Origin of the sequence: Neobacillus niacini (assembly GCF_000759675.1) — a bacterium.
GTDB classification, from domain to species: Bacteria; Bacillota; Bacilli; order Bacillales; family Cytobacillaceae; genus Neobacillus; species Neobacillus niacini_A.
This window is the reverse complement of sequence record NZ_BAWM01000012.1, coordinates 22138-35538: the sequence shown is the minus strand read 5'-3', so window position 1 is coordinate 35538 and position 13401 is coordinate 22138. Positions and strand designations below refer to the sequence as shown.

The 13401-nt window shown below is 39.5% G+C and carries 23 protein-coding genes; all 23 read left to right on the top strand.

Annotated elements, in window-relative coordinates:
* Window positions 1-34 precede the first annotated feature (34 nt).
* Window positions 35-403, top strand: coding sequence for a 50S ribosomal protein L14 (rplN, locus tag TR08_RS05835; protein WP_034676100.1), 369 nt, complete (start codon window positions 35-37; stop codon window positions 401-403).
* Window positions 404-438: 35 nt separating this feature from the next.
* Window positions 439-747: a 50S ribosomal protein L24 gene (gene rplX, locus TR08_RS05830; RefSeq protein WP_045516531.1), complete on the top strand. Its 309-nt coding sequence runs from the start codon at window positions 439-441 to the stop codon at window positions 745-747.
* Between the two features lie 28 nt (window positions 748-775).
* Window positions 776-1315, top strand: a complete 540-nt coding sequence (rplE, locus tag TR08_RS05825; protein ID WP_045516529.1) for a 50S ribosomal protein L5 — start codon at window positions 776-778, stop codon at window positions 1313-1315.
* A gap of 24 nt (window positions 1316-1339) precedes the next feature.
* Window positions 1340-1525 carry a type Z 30S ribosomal protein S14 gene (locus TR08_RS05820; RefSeq protein ID WP_034676107.1) on the top strand — a complete coding sequence of 62 codons (186 nt, stop codon included), beginning with the start codon at window positions 1340-1342 and terminating at the stop codon, window positions 1523-1525.
* Between the two features lie 29 nt (window positions 1526-1554).
* Window positions 1555-1953: a 30S ribosomal protein S8 gene (gene rpsH / locus TR08_RS05815; protein ID WP_045516527.1), complete on the top strand. Its 399-nt coding sequence runs from the start codon at window positions 1555-1557 to the stop codon at window positions 1951-1953.
* A 31-nt stretch (window positions 1954-1984) separates the two neighbouring features.
* The gene (gene rplF, locus TR08_RS05810; RefSeq protein WP_045516524.1) at window positions 1985-2521 is read left to right on the top strand and encodes a 50S ribosomal protein L6; all 537 of its coding nucleotides are present in this window, start codon (window positions 1985-1987) and stop codon (window positions 2519-2521) included.
* A gap of 32 nt (window positions 2522-2553) precedes the next feature.
* Window positions 2554-2916 carry a 50S ribosomal protein L18 gene (gene rplR, locus TR08_RS05805; protein WP_045516522.1) on the top strand — a complete coding sequence of 121 codons (363 nt, stop codon included), beginning with the start codon at window positions 2554-2556 and terminating at the stop codon, window positions 2914-2916.
* Window positions 2917-2941: 25 nt separating this feature from the next.
* Window positions 2942-3442 (top strand): 30S ribosomal protein S5, encoded by a 501-nt coding sequence (gene rpsE, locus TR08_RS05800; protein ID WP_081954368.1) that lies wholly within the window; start codon window positions 2942-2944, stop codon window positions 3440-3442.
* A gap of 13 nt (window positions 3443-3455) precedes the next feature.
* Entirely contained in the window at window positions 3456-3638 is a 183-nt protein-coding gene (gene rpmD / locus TR08_RS05795) for a 50S ribosomal protein L30 (RefSeq protein WP_034676120.1), read from the top strand.
* Between the two features lie 33 nt (window positions 3639-3671).
* Window positions 3672-4112 (top strand): 50S ribosomal protein L15, encoded by a 441-nt coding sequence (rplO, locus tag TR08_RS05790; protein ID WP_045516516.1) that lies wholly within the window; start codon window positions 3672-3674, stop codon window positions 4110-4112.
* The gene (secY, locus tag TR08_RS05785) at window positions 4112-5410 is read left to right on the top strand and encodes a preprotein translocase subunit SecY (RefSeq protein ID WP_045516514.1); all 1299 of its coding nucleotides are present in this window, start codon (window positions 4112-4114) and stop codon (window positions 5408-5410) included. Before rplO ends, secY begins: the two co-directional genes overlap by 1 nt.
* Before the next feature lie 58 nt (window positions 5411-5468).
* Window positions 5469-6119 (top strand): adenylate kinase, encoded by a 651-nt coding sequence (locus TR08_RS05780; protein WP_045516512.1) that lies wholly within the window; start codon window positions 5469-5471, stop codon window positions 6117-6119.
* Between the two features lie 281 nt (window positions 6120-6400).
* Complete coding sequence (gene infA, locus TR08_RS05775) at window positions 6401-6619, top strand: translation initiation factor IF-1 (RefSeq protein ID WP_007085268.1); 219 nt, start codon at window positions 6401-6403, stop codon at window positions 6617-6619.
* A gap of 36 nt (window positions 6620-6655) precedes the next feature.
* Complete coding sequence (gene rpmJ / locus TR08_RS05770; RefSeq protein ID WP_000868344.1) at window positions 6656-6769, top strand: 50S ribosomal protein L36; 114 nt, start codon at window positions 6656-6658, stop codon at window positions 6767-6769.
* A gap of 23 nt (window positions 6770-6792) precedes the next feature.
* The gene (rpsM, locus tag TR08_RS05765; RefSeq protein WP_026565543.1) at window positions 6793-7158 is read left to right on the top strand and encodes a 30S ribosomal protein S13; all 366 of its coding nucleotides are present in this window, start codon (window positions 6793-6795) and stop codon (window positions 7156-7158) included.
* Between the two features lie 21 nt (window positions 7159-7179).
* Window positions 7180-7569, top strand: coding sequence for a 30S ribosomal protein S11 (gene rpsK, locus TR08_RS05760; protein WP_024027886.1), 390 nt, complete (start codon window positions 7180-7182; stop codon window positions 7567-7569).
* 174 nt (window positions 7570-7743) lie between these two features.
* On the top strand, window positions 7744-8688 hold the full coding sequence (locus TR08_RS05755) for a DNA-directed RNA polymerase subunit alpha (protein WP_045516506.1): 945 nt from the start codon (window positions 7744-7746) through the stop codon (window positions 8686-8688).
* Window positions 8689-8744: 56 nt separating this feature from the next.
* Window positions 8745-9107, top strand: a complete 363-nt coding sequence (gene rplQ, locus TR08_RS05750) for a 50S ribosomal protein L17 (protein ID WP_045516505.1) — start codon at window positions 8745-8747, stop codon at window positions 9105-9107.
* A 373-nt stretch (window positions 9108-9480) separates the two neighbouring features.
* Complete coding sequence (locus TR08_RS05745) at window positions 9481-10320, top strand: energy-coupling factor ABC transporter ATP-binding protein (RefSeq protein ID WP_045516504.1); 840 nt, start codon at window positions 9481-9483, stop codon at window positions 10318-10320.
* The gene (locus tag TR08_RS05740; RefSeq protein WP_045516503.1) at window positions 10296-11162 is read left to right on the top strand and encodes an energy-coupling factor ABC transporter ATP-binding protein; all 867 of its coding nucleotides are present in this window, start codon (window positions 10296-10298) and stop codon (window positions 11160-11162) included. Before TR08_RS05745 ends, TR08_RS05740 begins: the two co-directional genes overlap by 25 nt.
* Complete coding sequence (locus tag TR08_RS05735) at window positions 11159-11956, top strand: energy-coupling factor transporter transmembrane component T family protein (protein ID WP_045516502.1); 798 nt, start codon at window positions 11159-11161, stop codon at window positions 11954-11956. The genes TR08_RS05740 and TR08_RS05735 overlap by 4 nt, the downstream gene beginning before the upstream one ends.
* Window positions 11957-11969: 13 nt before the next feature.
* Window positions 11970-12707, top strand: coding sequence for a tRNA pseudouridine(38-40) synthase TruA (truA, locus tag TR08_RS05730; protein WP_045516501.1), 738 nt, complete (start codon window positions 11970-11972; stop codon window positions 12705-12707).
* A 255-nt stretch (window positions 12708-12962) separates the two neighbouring features.
* Window positions 12963-13400: a 50S ribosomal protein L13 gene (rplM, locus tag TR08_RS05725; RefSeq protein ID WP_045516499.1), complete on the top strand. Its 438-nt coding sequence runs from the start codon at window positions 12963-12965 to the stop codon at window positions 13398-13400.
* The last annotated feature ends 1 nt before the right edge of the window (window position 13401 follow it).

Below are 13401 nucleotides of genomic sequence, written 5' to 3'. Positions count from 1 at the left end.
GGATTAAGCATCATTCCGAAGGGAGGTTACACACATGATTCAACAAGAATCACGTTTAAAAGTTGCTGACAACTCTGGTGCTCGTGAGGTACTTACCATTAAAGTTCTTGGTGGTTCTGGCCGTAAAACTGCGGGTATTGGCGATGTTATCGTTTGTACAGTGAAACAAGCAACACCTGGTGGCGTTGTTAAAAAGGGTGACGTTGTTAAGGCTGTTATCGTTCGTACGAAAAGCGGTGCTCGTCGACCTGATGGATCATACATTCGTTTTGATGAAAACGCATGTGTAATTATCAAGGATGATAAGAGCCCACGTGGAACTCGTATCTTCGGACCAGTTGCTCGTGAACTTCGCGATAACAACTTTATGAAAATCGTATCCTTGGCTCCAGAAGTACTATAATATAAATTCAATTGCCTTTAAGGAGGTGCTTACGAATGCATGTTAAAAAAGGTGACAAAGTAAGAGTTATCTCCGGTAAGGATAAAGGCAAAACAGGAGTAATCCTAGCAGCCTATCCTAAAGATAGCCGTGTACTAGTAGAAGGTGTAAACATCGTGAAAAAACACGCTAAACCTTCACAAGTGAATCCACAAGGCGGAATTATGAGCTTTGAGGCACCAATTCATGTATCAAACGTTATGCCTATCGACCCTAAATCTGGTAATCCAACTCGTGTAGGTTACACAACGGTTGATGGCAAAAAAGTACGCGTAGCAAAATCCGGTGAAGTATTAGATAAATAGTCTAAATTTTAGAAGGGAGGTACAATAAGTGAACCGCCTAAAAGAAAAATTTGTAAAAGAAGTTACTCCTGCTCTTATGAGCAAGTTCAACTATAAATCAGTAATGCAAGTTCCTCAACTTGACAAAATTGTTATTAACATGGGTGTTGGTGACGCAGTAGCAAATGCTAAATCTTTAGATAATGCTGTTGAAGAACTAGCTACTATTACAGGACAAAAGCCTGTAGTAACTCGTGCTAAGAAATCAATCGCTGGCTTCCGTCTACGTGAAGGTATGCCAATCGGTGCAAAAGTTACACTTCGCGGTACGCGCATGTACGAATTCTTGGATAAATTAGTTTCTGTTTCTTTACCTCGTGTTCGTGACTTCCGTGGTGTTTCTAAGAAATCATTCGATGGTCGCGGTAACTATACTTTGGGTGTTAAAGAGCAATTAATCTTCCCTGAAATTGATTACGATAAAGTAAGCAAAGTTCGTGGTATGGATATCGTTATCGTAACGACTGCTAACACTGATGAAGAAGCACGTGAACTGTTAACTCAATTTGGAATGCCATTCCAAAAGTAATCGTTAAATAATGGAGGCGAAAACGTGGCTAAAAAGTCAATGATTGCGAAACAAAAGCGCACGCCTAAATATGCAGTACAAGAGTATACACGCTGCGAACGTTGTGGCCGTCCACACTCTGTATACCGTAAATTTAAGCTTTGTCGTATTTGTTTCCGCGAATTAGCGTACAAAGGACAAATTCCTGGTGTTAAAAAAGCTAGCTGGTAAAACCCAAGTCTGGGAAGGAGGTAAAAATAATGGTCATGACAGATCCAATTGCTGATTTGCTTACTCGCATTCGTAATGCGAACATGGTGCGTCACGAAAAGTTAGAAGTGCCTGCTTCTAATATTAAAAAAGAAATCGCTGAAATCTTAAAGCGCGAAGGTTTCGTTCGTGACGTCGAATTTATTGAAGACAATAAACAAGGTATCATCCGTATTTTCTTGAAGTACGGCTCAAATAACGAACGTGTTATTACTGGTCTTAAGCGCATAAGCAAGCCTGGACTTAGAGTTTATGCAAAATCTACTGAGGTGCCACGAGTCCTTAATGGTCTTGGTATCGCACTAGTATCAACTTCAAATGGTGTTATAACTGATAAAGAAGCTCGTGCAAAACAAATCGGCGGAGAAGTATTAGCTTACGTTTGGTAATCGAGTTTCTGAATGAATGGAGGTGCACTTAATGTCTCGCGTAGGAAAAAAACCTATTGAAATCCCTACAGGAGTTACGGTTACTTTAAACGATAGTACCGTTACTGTTAAAGGACCAAAAGGCGAACTTACTCGCTCTTTTAATCCAGATATCGAAATTAAAATCGAAGAAAACCTTGTTACGATCGCTCGTCCATCTGACGTGAAAGAACACCGTGCATTGCACGGAACAACTCGTGCGTTAATCGCGAACATGGTTGAAGGTGTTTCCAAGGGCTTCGAAAGAAAATTAGAATTAATCGGGGTTGGATACCGTGCGCAAAAGCAAGGTAACAAGCTTGTATTAAACGTTGGATATTCTCACCCAGTTGAGATTGAACCTGAAAGTGGTCTTGAAGTCGAAGTACCTGCTAATACAAAGATTACGATTAAAGGTACTGACAAAGAACGTGTTGGCGCATTAGCAGCCAATATTCGTCAAGTTCGTCCTCCAGAGCCTTATAAAGGCAAAGGAATTCGTTACGAAGGCGAATTTGTTCGTCGTAAAGAAGGTAAAACTGGTAAGTAATGCCGCATAGGTAAACGAAAGGAGTGACGTAAATGATTACGAAGCTTGACAAAAATGCTAGTCGCAAGAAGAGACATGCTCGTGTTCGTGCGAAACTTAGCGGTACTGCAGCTCGTCCACGTCTAAATGTGTTTCGTTCTAACAAGCATCTATATGCTCAATTAATCGATGACATGAGTGGAGTTACATTAGCAAGTGCTTCTACAATGGAAAAAGATCTTAATCTTGAATCTACAAGTAATGTTGAAGCTGCTAAGTTAGTCGGAGAATTAGTCGCTAAACGTGCGGTAGAAAAAGGTATCACTGCTGTTGTCTTTGACCGTGGAGGATACCTTTACCATGGACGTATTCAAGCATTAGCTGATGCTGCTCGTGAAAACGGCCTACAATTTTAATAGACAAAGGAGGGACACATAAATGATACGTCGTATTGATCCAAACAAACTTGAACTAGAAGAACGCGTTGTAACGGTAAACCGTGTAGCGAAAGTTGTTAAGGGTGGCCGTCGTTTTCGCTTCTCTGCTCTAGTAGTAGTTGGTGATAAAAACGGTCATGTAGGTTTCGGTACTGGTAAAGCTCAAGAAGTACCAGATGCGATTCGTAAAGCAATCGAAGATGCTAAGAAGAACTTAATCGAAGTGCCTATGGTTGGAACTACTGTTCCTCACCAAGTTATTGGACGTTTTGGTGCTGGTGAAATTCTTTTAAAGCCTGCTTCTGAAGGTACAGGAGTTATCGCTGGCGGTCCAGTCCGTGCGGTTCTAGAATTAGGCGGGGTAGGAGATATCCTTTCTAAATCTCTTGGAACTAACACTCCAATTAACATGGTACGTGCAACGATTGACGGTTTAAAACAATTAAAACGTGCTGAAGACGTAGCGAAGTTACGTGGTAAATCAGTAGAAGAACTGCTAGGATAAGGAGGGAAATCAAATGGCAAACAAACTATTAATTACCCTCAACCGCAGCGTAATTGGTCGCCCTGAAGACCAACGCGCTACAGTTACTGCTCTAGGTTTACGTAAATTAAATCAAACAGTTGAGCACCAAGATAATGCTGCAATCCGCGGCATGATTACAAAAGTTGCTCACCTTGTAACAGTTAAAGAACAATAATCGATTGTTTTTCTTTCATAAGGAGGTGCCAATATGAAACTTCATGAACTAAAGCCTGCTGAGGGTTCTCGTAAAGAACGTAAACGTTTAGGACGCGGTATCGGTTCTGGTCAAGGTAAGACTGCTGGTAAAGGTCATAAAGGTCAAAACGCTCGTTCCGGCGGTGGTGTCCGTCTTGGATTTGAGGGTGGTCAAACACCTTTATTCCGTCGTTTACCAAAACGTGGTTTTACAAATATCAGCCGTAAAGAATTCGCAATTGTAAATCTTGATGTTCTTAATCAGTTTGAAGAGGGTACAGAAGTTACTCCAGAACTTCTAATTGAAACTGGTGTTGTTAAGAACGAAAAAGCAGGAATTAAAATTCTTGCAAAAGGGAACGTAGAGAAAAAACTTACTGTTAAAGCTCATAAATTCTCATCTACCGCTAAAGAAGCAATTGAAGCTGTAGGTGGAACTACTGAGGTGATCTAATGTTCCAGACAATCTCCAATTTTATGCGCGTGGCTGAAATTAGAAGAAAAATCATTTTTACTCTTTTAATGTTAATCGTATTTCGACTAGGCAGTTTTATTCCTGTTCCTAATGTAAATGCTGAAATTTTGGCAGCACAAGACAAATTAAGTGTCTTTGGGATCTTAAATACCTTTGGTGGTGGAGCGTTGCAAAACTTCTCCATCCTTGCTATGGGTATTATGCCTTACATCACTGCTTCCATTATTATTCAGCTCTTACAAATGGATGTAGTTCCAAAATTTACGGAATGGTCAAAGCAAGGGGATGCTGGTCGTAAAAAGTTAGCACAGTTTACTCGATATTTCACAATTGTGCTTGGCTTTATTCAAGCTTTAGGTATGTCCTATGGCTTTAATAGTATGGCGAGCGGACAATTGATTAAAAATCCTGGAATCGGTACTTATTTATTAATAGCAGTTGTTTTAACTGCAGGTACAGCATTTCTGATGTGGTTAGGTGAGCAAATTACTGAAAAAGGTGTAGGGAATGGTATTTCCATTATCATCTTTGCAGGTATCGTTGCAAGTATTCCTAATACTGTAAATCAGATTTATGTACAGCAGTTTGAAAATGCTGGTGAGCAATTATTCCTCCGTATTGTTACGGTTCTTTTAATTCTCTTAGCTGTAATTGCGATTGTTGTAGGTACTATTTTCATTCAACAAGCAACAAGAAAAATTCCTATTCAGTATGCTAAACAAAGATCTGTTAACGGTCGTAATGCAGGGGCACAACAATCCACTCATATGCCGTTAAAAGTTAATGCTGCTGGTGTTATCCCTGTAATCTTTGCAGTTTCCTTTATTGTAACTCCTAGAACAGTTGCCTCATTCTTTCCAACTAATGATGTAACACTTTGGATTACAAAAGTATTTGATTATTCCCACCCAATTGGAATGACTCTATATGCTGCTCTGATTATCGCTTTTACGTATTTCTATGCCTTCATTCAGGTTAATCCTGAACAAGCTGCAGAAAACTTACAAAAACAAAGCGGTTATATTCCAGGTATTAGACCTGGCAGGAGTACACAGGAATACTTAACGCGCGTATTATATCGTTTAACCTTTGTAGGTGCACTTTTCTTAACGGTTATTGCGGTTCTTCCTATTATCTTTATTAAAGTAGGGAATCTTCCGCAATCAGCTCAAATTGGGGGAACAAGCTTGCTAATCGTGGTCGGTGTTGCACTTGATACGATGAAACAACTTGAAGCGCAGCTAGTTAAACGTCATTATAAAGGTTTTATCAAATAAGAAGGTTTTGGGGACTTTCGTTCCCTAAAACCCATAAATAGCACGAGGGGGAACACGTGTGAATTTAGTATTAATGGGGCTTCCGGGTGCTGGAAAAGGCACTCAAGCCGAACAAATCGTCGAACAATACGGCATCCCTCATATCTCAACTGGAGATATGTTCCGTGCAGCGATGAAAGAAGGAACAGAACTAGGTTTAGAAGCTAAGTCTTTCATGGACAAAGGTGAACTTGTTCCTGATGAAGTAACAATCGGCATTGTTCGTGAACGGTTAAGTAAAGATGACTGTAAAAATGGCTTTTTACTTGATGGCTTTCCTAGAACGGTACCTCAAGCAGAAGCATTGGAAAGTCTATTATCCGATTTAGATAAAAAGATTGATTATGTTATCAATATTAATGTTGATAAAAGTATTTTAATGGAACGTTTGACAGGCCGTCGTATTTGTAAAGAATGTGGATCAACTTATCATTTAGTATTCAATCCTCCAACAAAAGAGGGTGTCTGCGACAAATGTGGTGGAGAGCTCTACCAACGTGCAGATGATAATGCTGAAACTGTTCAAAATAGATTAGACGTAAATATCAAACAACAAGAACCATTGCTTACTTTCTATGAAACAAAAGGTTACCTTCGTACAATTGATGGACAGCAGGACATTAATAAAGTATTTGCTGATATCAAGCAATTGCTTAGGTACTTACGTTAATGGCCATTAGTTTAATTGTGGATCGACTCTCGAACATCTCTTCAATAAGCTTCAAAAGTATGTGGATGTAAATGGCTTTTCTATTGTACTGAGTATGTAGGACCGAGAGTTGGGCAAGACTTACATGTGGAATTTGTTATTCCATTTAATGTAGTATTTACTTGCGGACAGAAAACGAACATTATGTTAATATTAAAAGGTTGCTAATGTTTTGTACGAAAGAAAAGAATTTGCTTTGCATTTTCGAATCTAATAATTGAAATGAGAAGGGAGACGAATTAATGGCCAAAGATGATGTAATTGAAATTGAAGGTAAAGTAATTGAAACTTTGCCAAATGCAATGTTTAAGGTAGAATTAGAAAATGGTCATACCGTGCTAGCTCATGTTTCTGGTAAAATCCGAATGCACTTCATTCGCATCCTTCCGGGTGACAAAGTTACTGTCGAGCTTTCTCCATATGACTTAACACGCGGAAGAATTACTTACCGCTTTAAATAATTGCTTGCACTCCGTATTACTAAGGAGGTTAGGATAATGAAAGTAAGACCATCTGTTAAACCGATCTGCGAAAAGTGCAAAGTTATCCGTAGACGCGGTAAAGTCATGGTTATCTGTGAAAACCCTAAACATAAACAAAAACAAGGTTAATCTTGAAGGAGGTGCGCTCATTTATGGCACGTATTGCTGGTGTAGATATTCCACGTGAAAAACGTGTAGTTATCTCTTTGACTTACATTTATGGTATTGGTAAAAATACTGCACAAAAAGTATTAGCAGAAGCTGGTGTTTCTGAAGATACTCGAGTGCGTGATTTAACTGAAGACGAACTAAACAAAATCCGTGATATCATCGACAAATTAAAAGTTGAAGGTGACCTTCGCCGTGAAATTTCTCTTAACATTAAGCGTTTAATGGAGATTGGCTGCTACCGCGGATTACGTCATCGTCGTGGTTTACCGGTTCGTGGACAAAACACGAAAAACAACGCTCGTACACGCAAAGGTCCTCGTAAGACTGTTGCGAACAAGAAGAAGTAATCGGCAAAGGAGGTTATTTAAATGGCACGTAAAACTAATACACGTAAACGTCGTGTTAAAAAGAATATTGAATCAGGTATTGCACATATCCGTTCAACATTTAACAATACAATCGTAACAATTACTGATGTTCATGGTAATGCAATTTCTTGGTCTAGTGCTGGTGCGCTTGGATTTAGAGGTTCTCGTAAATCTACTCCATTCGCTGCACAGATGGCTGCTGAAACAGCTGCTAAGACATCTATTGAACACGGTATGAAGACTCTAGAAGTTACTGTTAAAGGGCCAGGTGCTGGTCGTGAGGCTGCTATTCGTGCGCTACAAGCTGCAGGTCTTGAAGTAACTGCAATTAAAGACGTTACTCCTGTTCCTCATAACGGATGCCGTCCACCAAAACGCCGTCGTGTTTAATTTTTCTGTATAGAATTTGTATCCCTGTCTATAATGGGATATGATACTAATTTTTCCGTTCATACAGAAGATTTATTCCAGTTGTTGTGCACAAAACGGGAACGTATACATGGGGGAATTTCGATTAGATAATATACTAGTCGAGGTTTCGACGTTTTGAAGGAGGGTTATTTGATGATCGAAATAGAAAAACCAAAAATCGAAACGGTTGAGATCAACGATGATGCCAAGTACGGGAAGTTCGTCGTAGAACCACTTGAGCGTGGATATGGTACCACTTTGGGTAACTCCTTACGTCGTATCCTATTATCTTCACTCCCAGGTGCCGCTGTTACATCGATTCAGGTCGATGGGGTACTTCATGAGTTCTCAACAATTGAAGGCGTCGTAGAGGATGTAACATCCATCATTTTAAACATTAAAAAATTAGCTTTAAAAATCTACTCTGATGAAGAGAAAACTCTTGAGATTGATGTTCAGGGTGAAGGTCCTGTTAAAGCTGGAAACATTACTCATGATAGTGATGTTGAAATCTTAAATCCTGATCTTCATATTGCTACATTAGCTTCAAGTGGTCATCTTCGCATGCGTTTAACTGCTAAGCGAGGCCGTGGTTATACACCTGCCGAGCAAAATAAGCGTGAAGATCAGCCAATTGGTGTAATTCCAATTGATTCTATTTTCACTCCAGTCTCTCGTGTGTCATATCAGATAGAAAATACTCGTGTGGGTCAAATGACAAACTATGATAAGCTAACGCTTGATGTTTGGACAGATGGTAGCACAGGGCCAAAGGAAGCTATTGCTCTTGGTTCGAAAATTTTAACCGAGCATTTAAATATTTTTGTTGGTTTAACTGACGAAGCACAAAATGCTGAGATTATGATCGAAAAAGAAGAGGATCAGAAAGAAAAAGTCCTTGAAATGACGATCGAAGAACTTGATTTATCAGTTCGTTCATATAACTGCCTAAAGCGTGCAGGAATCAACACTGTTCAGGAATTAGCTAATAAAACTGAAGAAGATATGATGAAAGTACGTAACTTAGGACGCAAATCACTTGAAGAAGTGAAGGCGAAACTAGAAGAGCTTGGATTAGGCTTACGTAAGGATGACTAATTAGGTCACTTTATAACTAATCTGTTTAATGACTTCAACAAAGGAGGGAACCCTTCATGGCATACAGAAAGTTAGGACGCACAAGCGCACAGCGTAAAGCTATGCTTCGTGATTTAACTACAGACTTAATTATCAATGAGCGCATTGAAACAACAGAAACTCGCGCGAAGGAACTTCGTGGTACTGTTGAGAAAATGATTACTTTAGGTAAACGTGGTGACTTACATGCTCGCCGTCAAGCTGCTTCTTACGTTCGTAATGAAGTTGCTGATGCTGAAAAAGGTACAGATGCACTACAAAAACTTTTCACTGATATCGCTCCACGTTATTCAGAGCGCCAAGGTGGATATACTCGTATTATGAAACTTGGACCACGCCGCGGCGATGGTGCACCAATGGTAATTATCGAGTTAGTTTAATACCTGAAAGCAGACAACAAGGGCGCTGGACAGTTTCGTTACAAACTTGTTCTTGTGCCCTTTTTCTGTAAGATAAACTTTATATCATTTACGAACCAAGCCAAAAAGAGCGTTATGATGAGCGTGACTCTTATTTAATAAGGGCACTTGAAGGAGAATTCCTTTCTCTTTGGAAAGATGAATGAAAGCCTTTTATTTATCTTTTTCACGTCTCGTCTAGCTCATGCACCTCCTCCCATTTCTTTTTAGAAATCCCGTTTAAGCGGCAGAATTTATTCGCAATTCTGCCCAGGGGCGAGGTGCAGGCTTTTTTTGTATTCTTCGAGCTAAGCATAGAAAAGTAGGAATAGGTGAGATGAGAGGAGAAGTTTTTATGAGGGAGTCCATTGTTTCCTTAAAGAATGTGTCTTTTCAATATGAGAACCAAGGCAGAAACGCACTTCAGAATGTAAGCTTTGATATCTTTGATGGTGAATGGTTAGCAATTGTTGGTCATAATGGCTCAGGTAAATCAACTATGGCAAAACTCTTAAATGGGCTACAATTTCCGCAGCAAGGTGAGATTATGGTCTGTGGTATTAGATTAAATGAAGAGTCCATTTGGGAGATAAGAAAAAAATTAGGAATGGTCTTTCAGAACCCTGATAATCAGTTTGTTGGTACGACTGTACAGGATGATGTGGCTTTTGGTTTAGAAAACCATGGAACCCCTAGGGATGATATGATCTTGAGGGTTGAAGATTCTTTAAAAAAAGTCAAAATGGATCATTTTCTTAATCAAGAGCCGCACCATCTATCTGGTGGACAAAAGCAGCGTGTGGCTATAGCTGGTGTTCTTGCGTTGAGACCGTCAATCATTATTTTAGACGAAGCGACTTCGATGCTCGACCCGAAAGGTAGAGGCGAAGTTTTAGAAACAGTGCGCGCTTTAAAGGATGAAAAGTCCCTTACTGTCATCTCTATTACTCATGATTTAGAAGAAGCGGCTAAAGCCGATAGAATTATTGTGATGAATCAAGGTGAAGTATATCGCGAGGGTACACCAGAGGATATCTTCTCAATGGATGATGAATTGGTCCAATTAGGGCTTGATATACCATTTTCTATTAAAATGAGTAATGCATTTCGCCAAAAAGGGATTGATTTATCAAAGCACTATTTATCGGAAGAAGAGTTGGTGAATGAGCTATGGACATATCGCTCCAAAATATAGAGTACCGTTATCAAGCTAAAACTCCTTTTGAACGTTTGGCCATTAAAGATGTGTCCATTGACATTCCAACGGGAACTTACATGGCGTTAATCGGTCATACAGGTTCAGGAAAGTCAACGGTTCTACAGCATTTAAATGCCCTGCTGCTGCCGACAGAAGGAACTGTAGTCATTGGTAACCATGAAGTCAAAGCGAAGCAAAAGAATAAGAATTTAAGACAGATTAGACAAAAAGTCGGGATTGTTTTTCAATTTCCAGAGCACCAGTTATTTGAGGAGACCGTTGAAAAAGATATTATTTTCGGTCCTATGAATTTTGGCGTTTCTGAAGCAGCTGCAAAGGAGCGAGCACGACTTGCTTTAAAACAAGTTGGTCTGGCTGAGGAAATATTAGAAAAGTCTCCGTTTGATTTGTCTGGTGGTCAGATGCGCCGTGTAGCTATAGCAGGTGTTCTGGCAATGGAGCCAGAGTGTCTTGTCCTTGACGAGCCAACGGCTGGTTTAGATCCTAGAGGCCGTAAGGAAATTATGGACATGTTTTATTCCCTCCATAAGGAGAGGAATTTGTCTACAATACTGGTAACCCATAGCATGGAAGACGCTGCACGGTATGCGGATCAAATCGTCATAATGCAGGAAGGTCATGTTGTCAAACAAGGGACACCTGTTGAGATTTTTTCCTCCGTTTCTGAGCTTGTTGATATGGGTTTGGACGTACCAGAAGTGGTTCGTTTCCAAAGGAGTTTGGAAGAAAAGTTAGGGATAAAGCTAGGAGCAACCTATCTTTCAATTGAGGAGCTATCATCTGCTGTTGCAGAATTGTTAAGAGGTGCACCGGTATGATGGAAAAAATGATCATTGGAAGATATGTTCCCGCTGAAAGTTTGATTCATCGAATGGACCCTCGGTCAAAGCTGATCATCATTTTCTTATTCGTGTGTATCATATTTCTTGCGAACAATATGCTCACCTATGTACTAATTGGAATTTATACTTTCTTAATGCTTGGTTTATCTCGTATTCCGTTCCGCTTTTTATATGCAGGTTTAAAACCTGTTCTCTGGTTAGTGTTATTTACCCTGCTCTTACAGGTTTTCTTTACAAAAGATGGTAGTTTATTGTATGAGCTTGGTCCAATTAAGATTTATGAAGAAGGAGTCAGACAGGGTATTTTCATTTCGATGAGATTCTTTTTCTTAATATTGATGACCAGTTTGCTTACATTAACTACTACACCTATAGAAATAACCGATGGACTGGAAACACTATTAAACCCATTGAAAAAAGTTCGCTTCCCCGTACATGAAATGGCCTTAATGATGTCCATTTCTCTACGGTTTATTCCAACACTTATGCAAGAAACCGATAAAATCATGAAAGCTCAAATTGCGCGCGGGGTAGAGTTTTCGAGTGGTCCGGTAAAGGAAAGAATCAAAGCTGTTATTCCCTTACTTATTCCCCTTTTTGTTAGCTCTTTTAAGCGTGCTGAGGAGCTTGCTATTGCCATGGAAGCCAGAGGGTACCGTGGTGGTGAAGGAAGAACAAAATACCGCCTGTTGCGCTGGAAACTCGCTGACACTATGCAACTTTTGATTCTTGCTATTTTAACGATATTATTAATCCTATTACGTTCATAAATGGAGCTAAATAATGAATCGCTATAAATGCATCATTTCCTACGATGGTTCTGGATTTTCCGGATATCAGGTTCAACCTAATAAACGAACTGTCCAAAGCCAAATAGAAGCTGTATTAGCTAAAATTCATAAGGGCAGTCATGTAAAAATTTCTGCTTCCGGTAGAACGGATGCCGCGGTCCATGCAAAAGGTCAGGTAATTCATTTTGATTCACCGTTAGCTCTTCCTAAGGAAAAGTGGGAGTTAGCCTTAAACTCTATGCTGCCTGAGGATATATCGGTACGATCTGTTGAAGAAGCTGACTCTGCTTTTCATGCTCGTTTTGATGCAAGTGGTAAAGAATACCGTTATTTTCTGTATCAAGCACCGAAAAGAGACCCGTTTCAACGGAATTATGCTTTTCATTACCCTTATCCTTTAAATCTTGAGACTATGAGAGAGGCGAGCACCTATTTACTAGGTACACATGATTTTTCAAGTTTTTGTTCTGCAAGAACGGAAGTAGAAGATAAGATTAGAACCATTGAGACCATTGAGATTTTACAAGAGGATGAACGTGTAAGCTTTCGTTTTGTAGGTAATGGTTTTTTATATAATATGGTTCGAATTTTAGTAGGAACTTTACTAGAGGTAGGTTCTGGAAAGCGGAGGCCAGAAGAAATAGTGGAGATATTAGAAAAAAGGGATCGCCGCTATGCTGGGAAAACCGCACCAGGACAAGGGTTATATCTTTGGAAGGTATATTATTAAAATTTTAAAAGTAAACAACTCATCCTAGTGTAACATTTTCTTGACTTTTAGCTCTAAAGAATTTATTATATTATATGGTTGTGTTTTTAATCCCACGATTAAGCCCCGGAAAGTCTTCATCGTGATTGAAAATATATGAACTTAAAAATTGACGCACAATGGCGTTACCGTTTATTCCCGGAACAGAACAAACGATAATGGCTTATGATGGTGCGAAAAAATAATCTTTTTGGATTTAATTTAGGAGGGAAATTCATGCGTACAACGTTTATGGCTAACGCCAACAATATCGAGCGTAAATGGTACGTGATTGATGCTGAAGGCAAAACTCTTGGACGTCTTGCTTCTGAAGTAGCAGCAATCTTACGTGGTAAAAATAAACCAACTTTTACACCACATGTTGACACTGGTGATCATGTTATCATTCTTAACGCTTCTAAAGTTGAATTAACTGGTAAGAAATTAACTGACAAGATCTACTACCGTCACACTATGCATCCAGGTGGTTTAAAAACTAGAACTGCTCTTGAAATGCGTACGAACTATGCTGAGAAAATGATCGAGCTTGCTGTTAAAGGTATGCTTCCAAAGAATTCTCTTGGCCGTCAAACGTTCAAAAAATTACACGTATATGCTGGCAGCGAACATCCGCACCAAGCACAACAACCTGAAGTTTACGAACTTCGCGGTTAAT

What these genes read in the sequence shown, in the direction of transcription:
- TR08_RS05740 (WP_045516503.1), top strand. Translation starts at nt 10,296, where the DNA reads ATGGACATATCGCTCCAAAATATAGAGTACCGTTATCAAGCTAAAACT.
- rplF (WP_045516524.1), top strand. Translation starts at nt 1,985, where the DNA reads ATGTCTCGCGTAGGAAAAAAACCTATTGAAATCCCTACAGGAGTTACG.
- rplN (WP_034676100.1), top strand. Translation starts at nt 35, where the DNA reads ATGATTCAACAAGAATCACGTTTAAAAGTTGCTGACAACTCTGGTGCT.
- rplX (WP_045516531.1), top strand. Translation starts at nt 439, where the DNA reads ATGCATGTTAAAAAAGGTGACAAAGTAAGAGTTATCTCCGGTAAGGAT.
- truA (WP_045516501.1), top strand. Translation starts at nt 11,970, where the DNA reads ATGAATCGCTATAAATGCATCATTTCCTACGATGGTTCTGGATTTTCC.
- TR08_RS05755 (WP_045516506.1), top strand. Translation starts at nt 7,744, where the DNA reads ATGATCGAAATAGAAAAACCAAAAATCGAAACGGTTGAGATCAACGAT.
- rplM (WP_045516499.1), top strand. Translation starts at nt 12,963, where the DNA reads ATGCGTACAACGTTTATGGCTAACGCCAACAATATCGAGCGTAAATGG.
- secY (WP_045516514.1), top strand. Translation starts at nt 4,112, where the DNA reads ATGTTCCAGACAATCTCCAATTTTATGCGCGTGGCTGAAATTAGAAGA.
- rpsK (WP_024027886.1), top strand. Translation starts at nt 7,180, where the DNA reads ATGGCACGTAAAACTAATACACGTAAACGTCGTGTTAAAAAGAATATT.
- rpsM (WP_026565543.1), top strand. Translation starts at nt 6,793, where the DNA reads ATGGCACGTATTGCTGGTGTAGATATTCCACGTGAAAAACGTGTAGTT.
- infA (WP_007085268.1), top strand. Translation starts at nt 6,401, where the DNA reads ATGGCCAAAGATGATGTAATTGAAATTGAAGGTAAAGTAATTGAAACT.
- rpmJ (WP_000868344.1), top strand. Translation starts at nt 6,656, where the DNA reads ATGAAAGTAAGACCATCTGTTAAACCGATCTGCGAAAAGTGCAAAGTT.
- rpmD (WP_034676120.1), top strand. Translation starts at nt 3,456, where the DNA reads ATGGCAAACAAACTATTAATTACCCTCAACCGCAGCGTAATTGGTCGC.
- rplQ (WP_045516505.1), top strand. Translation starts at nt 8,745, where the DNA reads ATGGCATACAGAAAGTTAGGACGCACAAGCGCACAGCGTAAAGCTATG.
- rpsH (WP_045516527.1), top strand. Translation starts at nt 1,555, where the DNA reads ATGGTCATGACAGATCCAATTGCTGATTTGCTTACTCGCATTCGTAAT.
- rplO (WP_045516516.1), top strand. Translation starts at nt 3,672, where the DNA reads ATGAAACTTCATGAACTAAAGCCTGCTGAGGGTTCTCGTAAAGAACGT.
- TR08_RS05745 (WP_045516504.1), top strand. Translation starts at nt 9,481, where the DNA reads ATGAGGGAGTCCATTGTTTCCTTAAAGAATGTGTCTTTTCAATATGAG.
- rplR (WP_045516522.1), top strand. Translation starts at nt 2,554, where the DNA reads ATGATTACGAAGCTTGACAAAAATGCTAGTCGCAAGAAGAGACATGCT.
- TR08_RS05735 (WP_045516502.1), top strand. Translation starts at nt 11,159, where the DNA reads ATGATGGAAAAAATGATCATTGGAAGATATGTTCCCGCTGAAAGTTTG.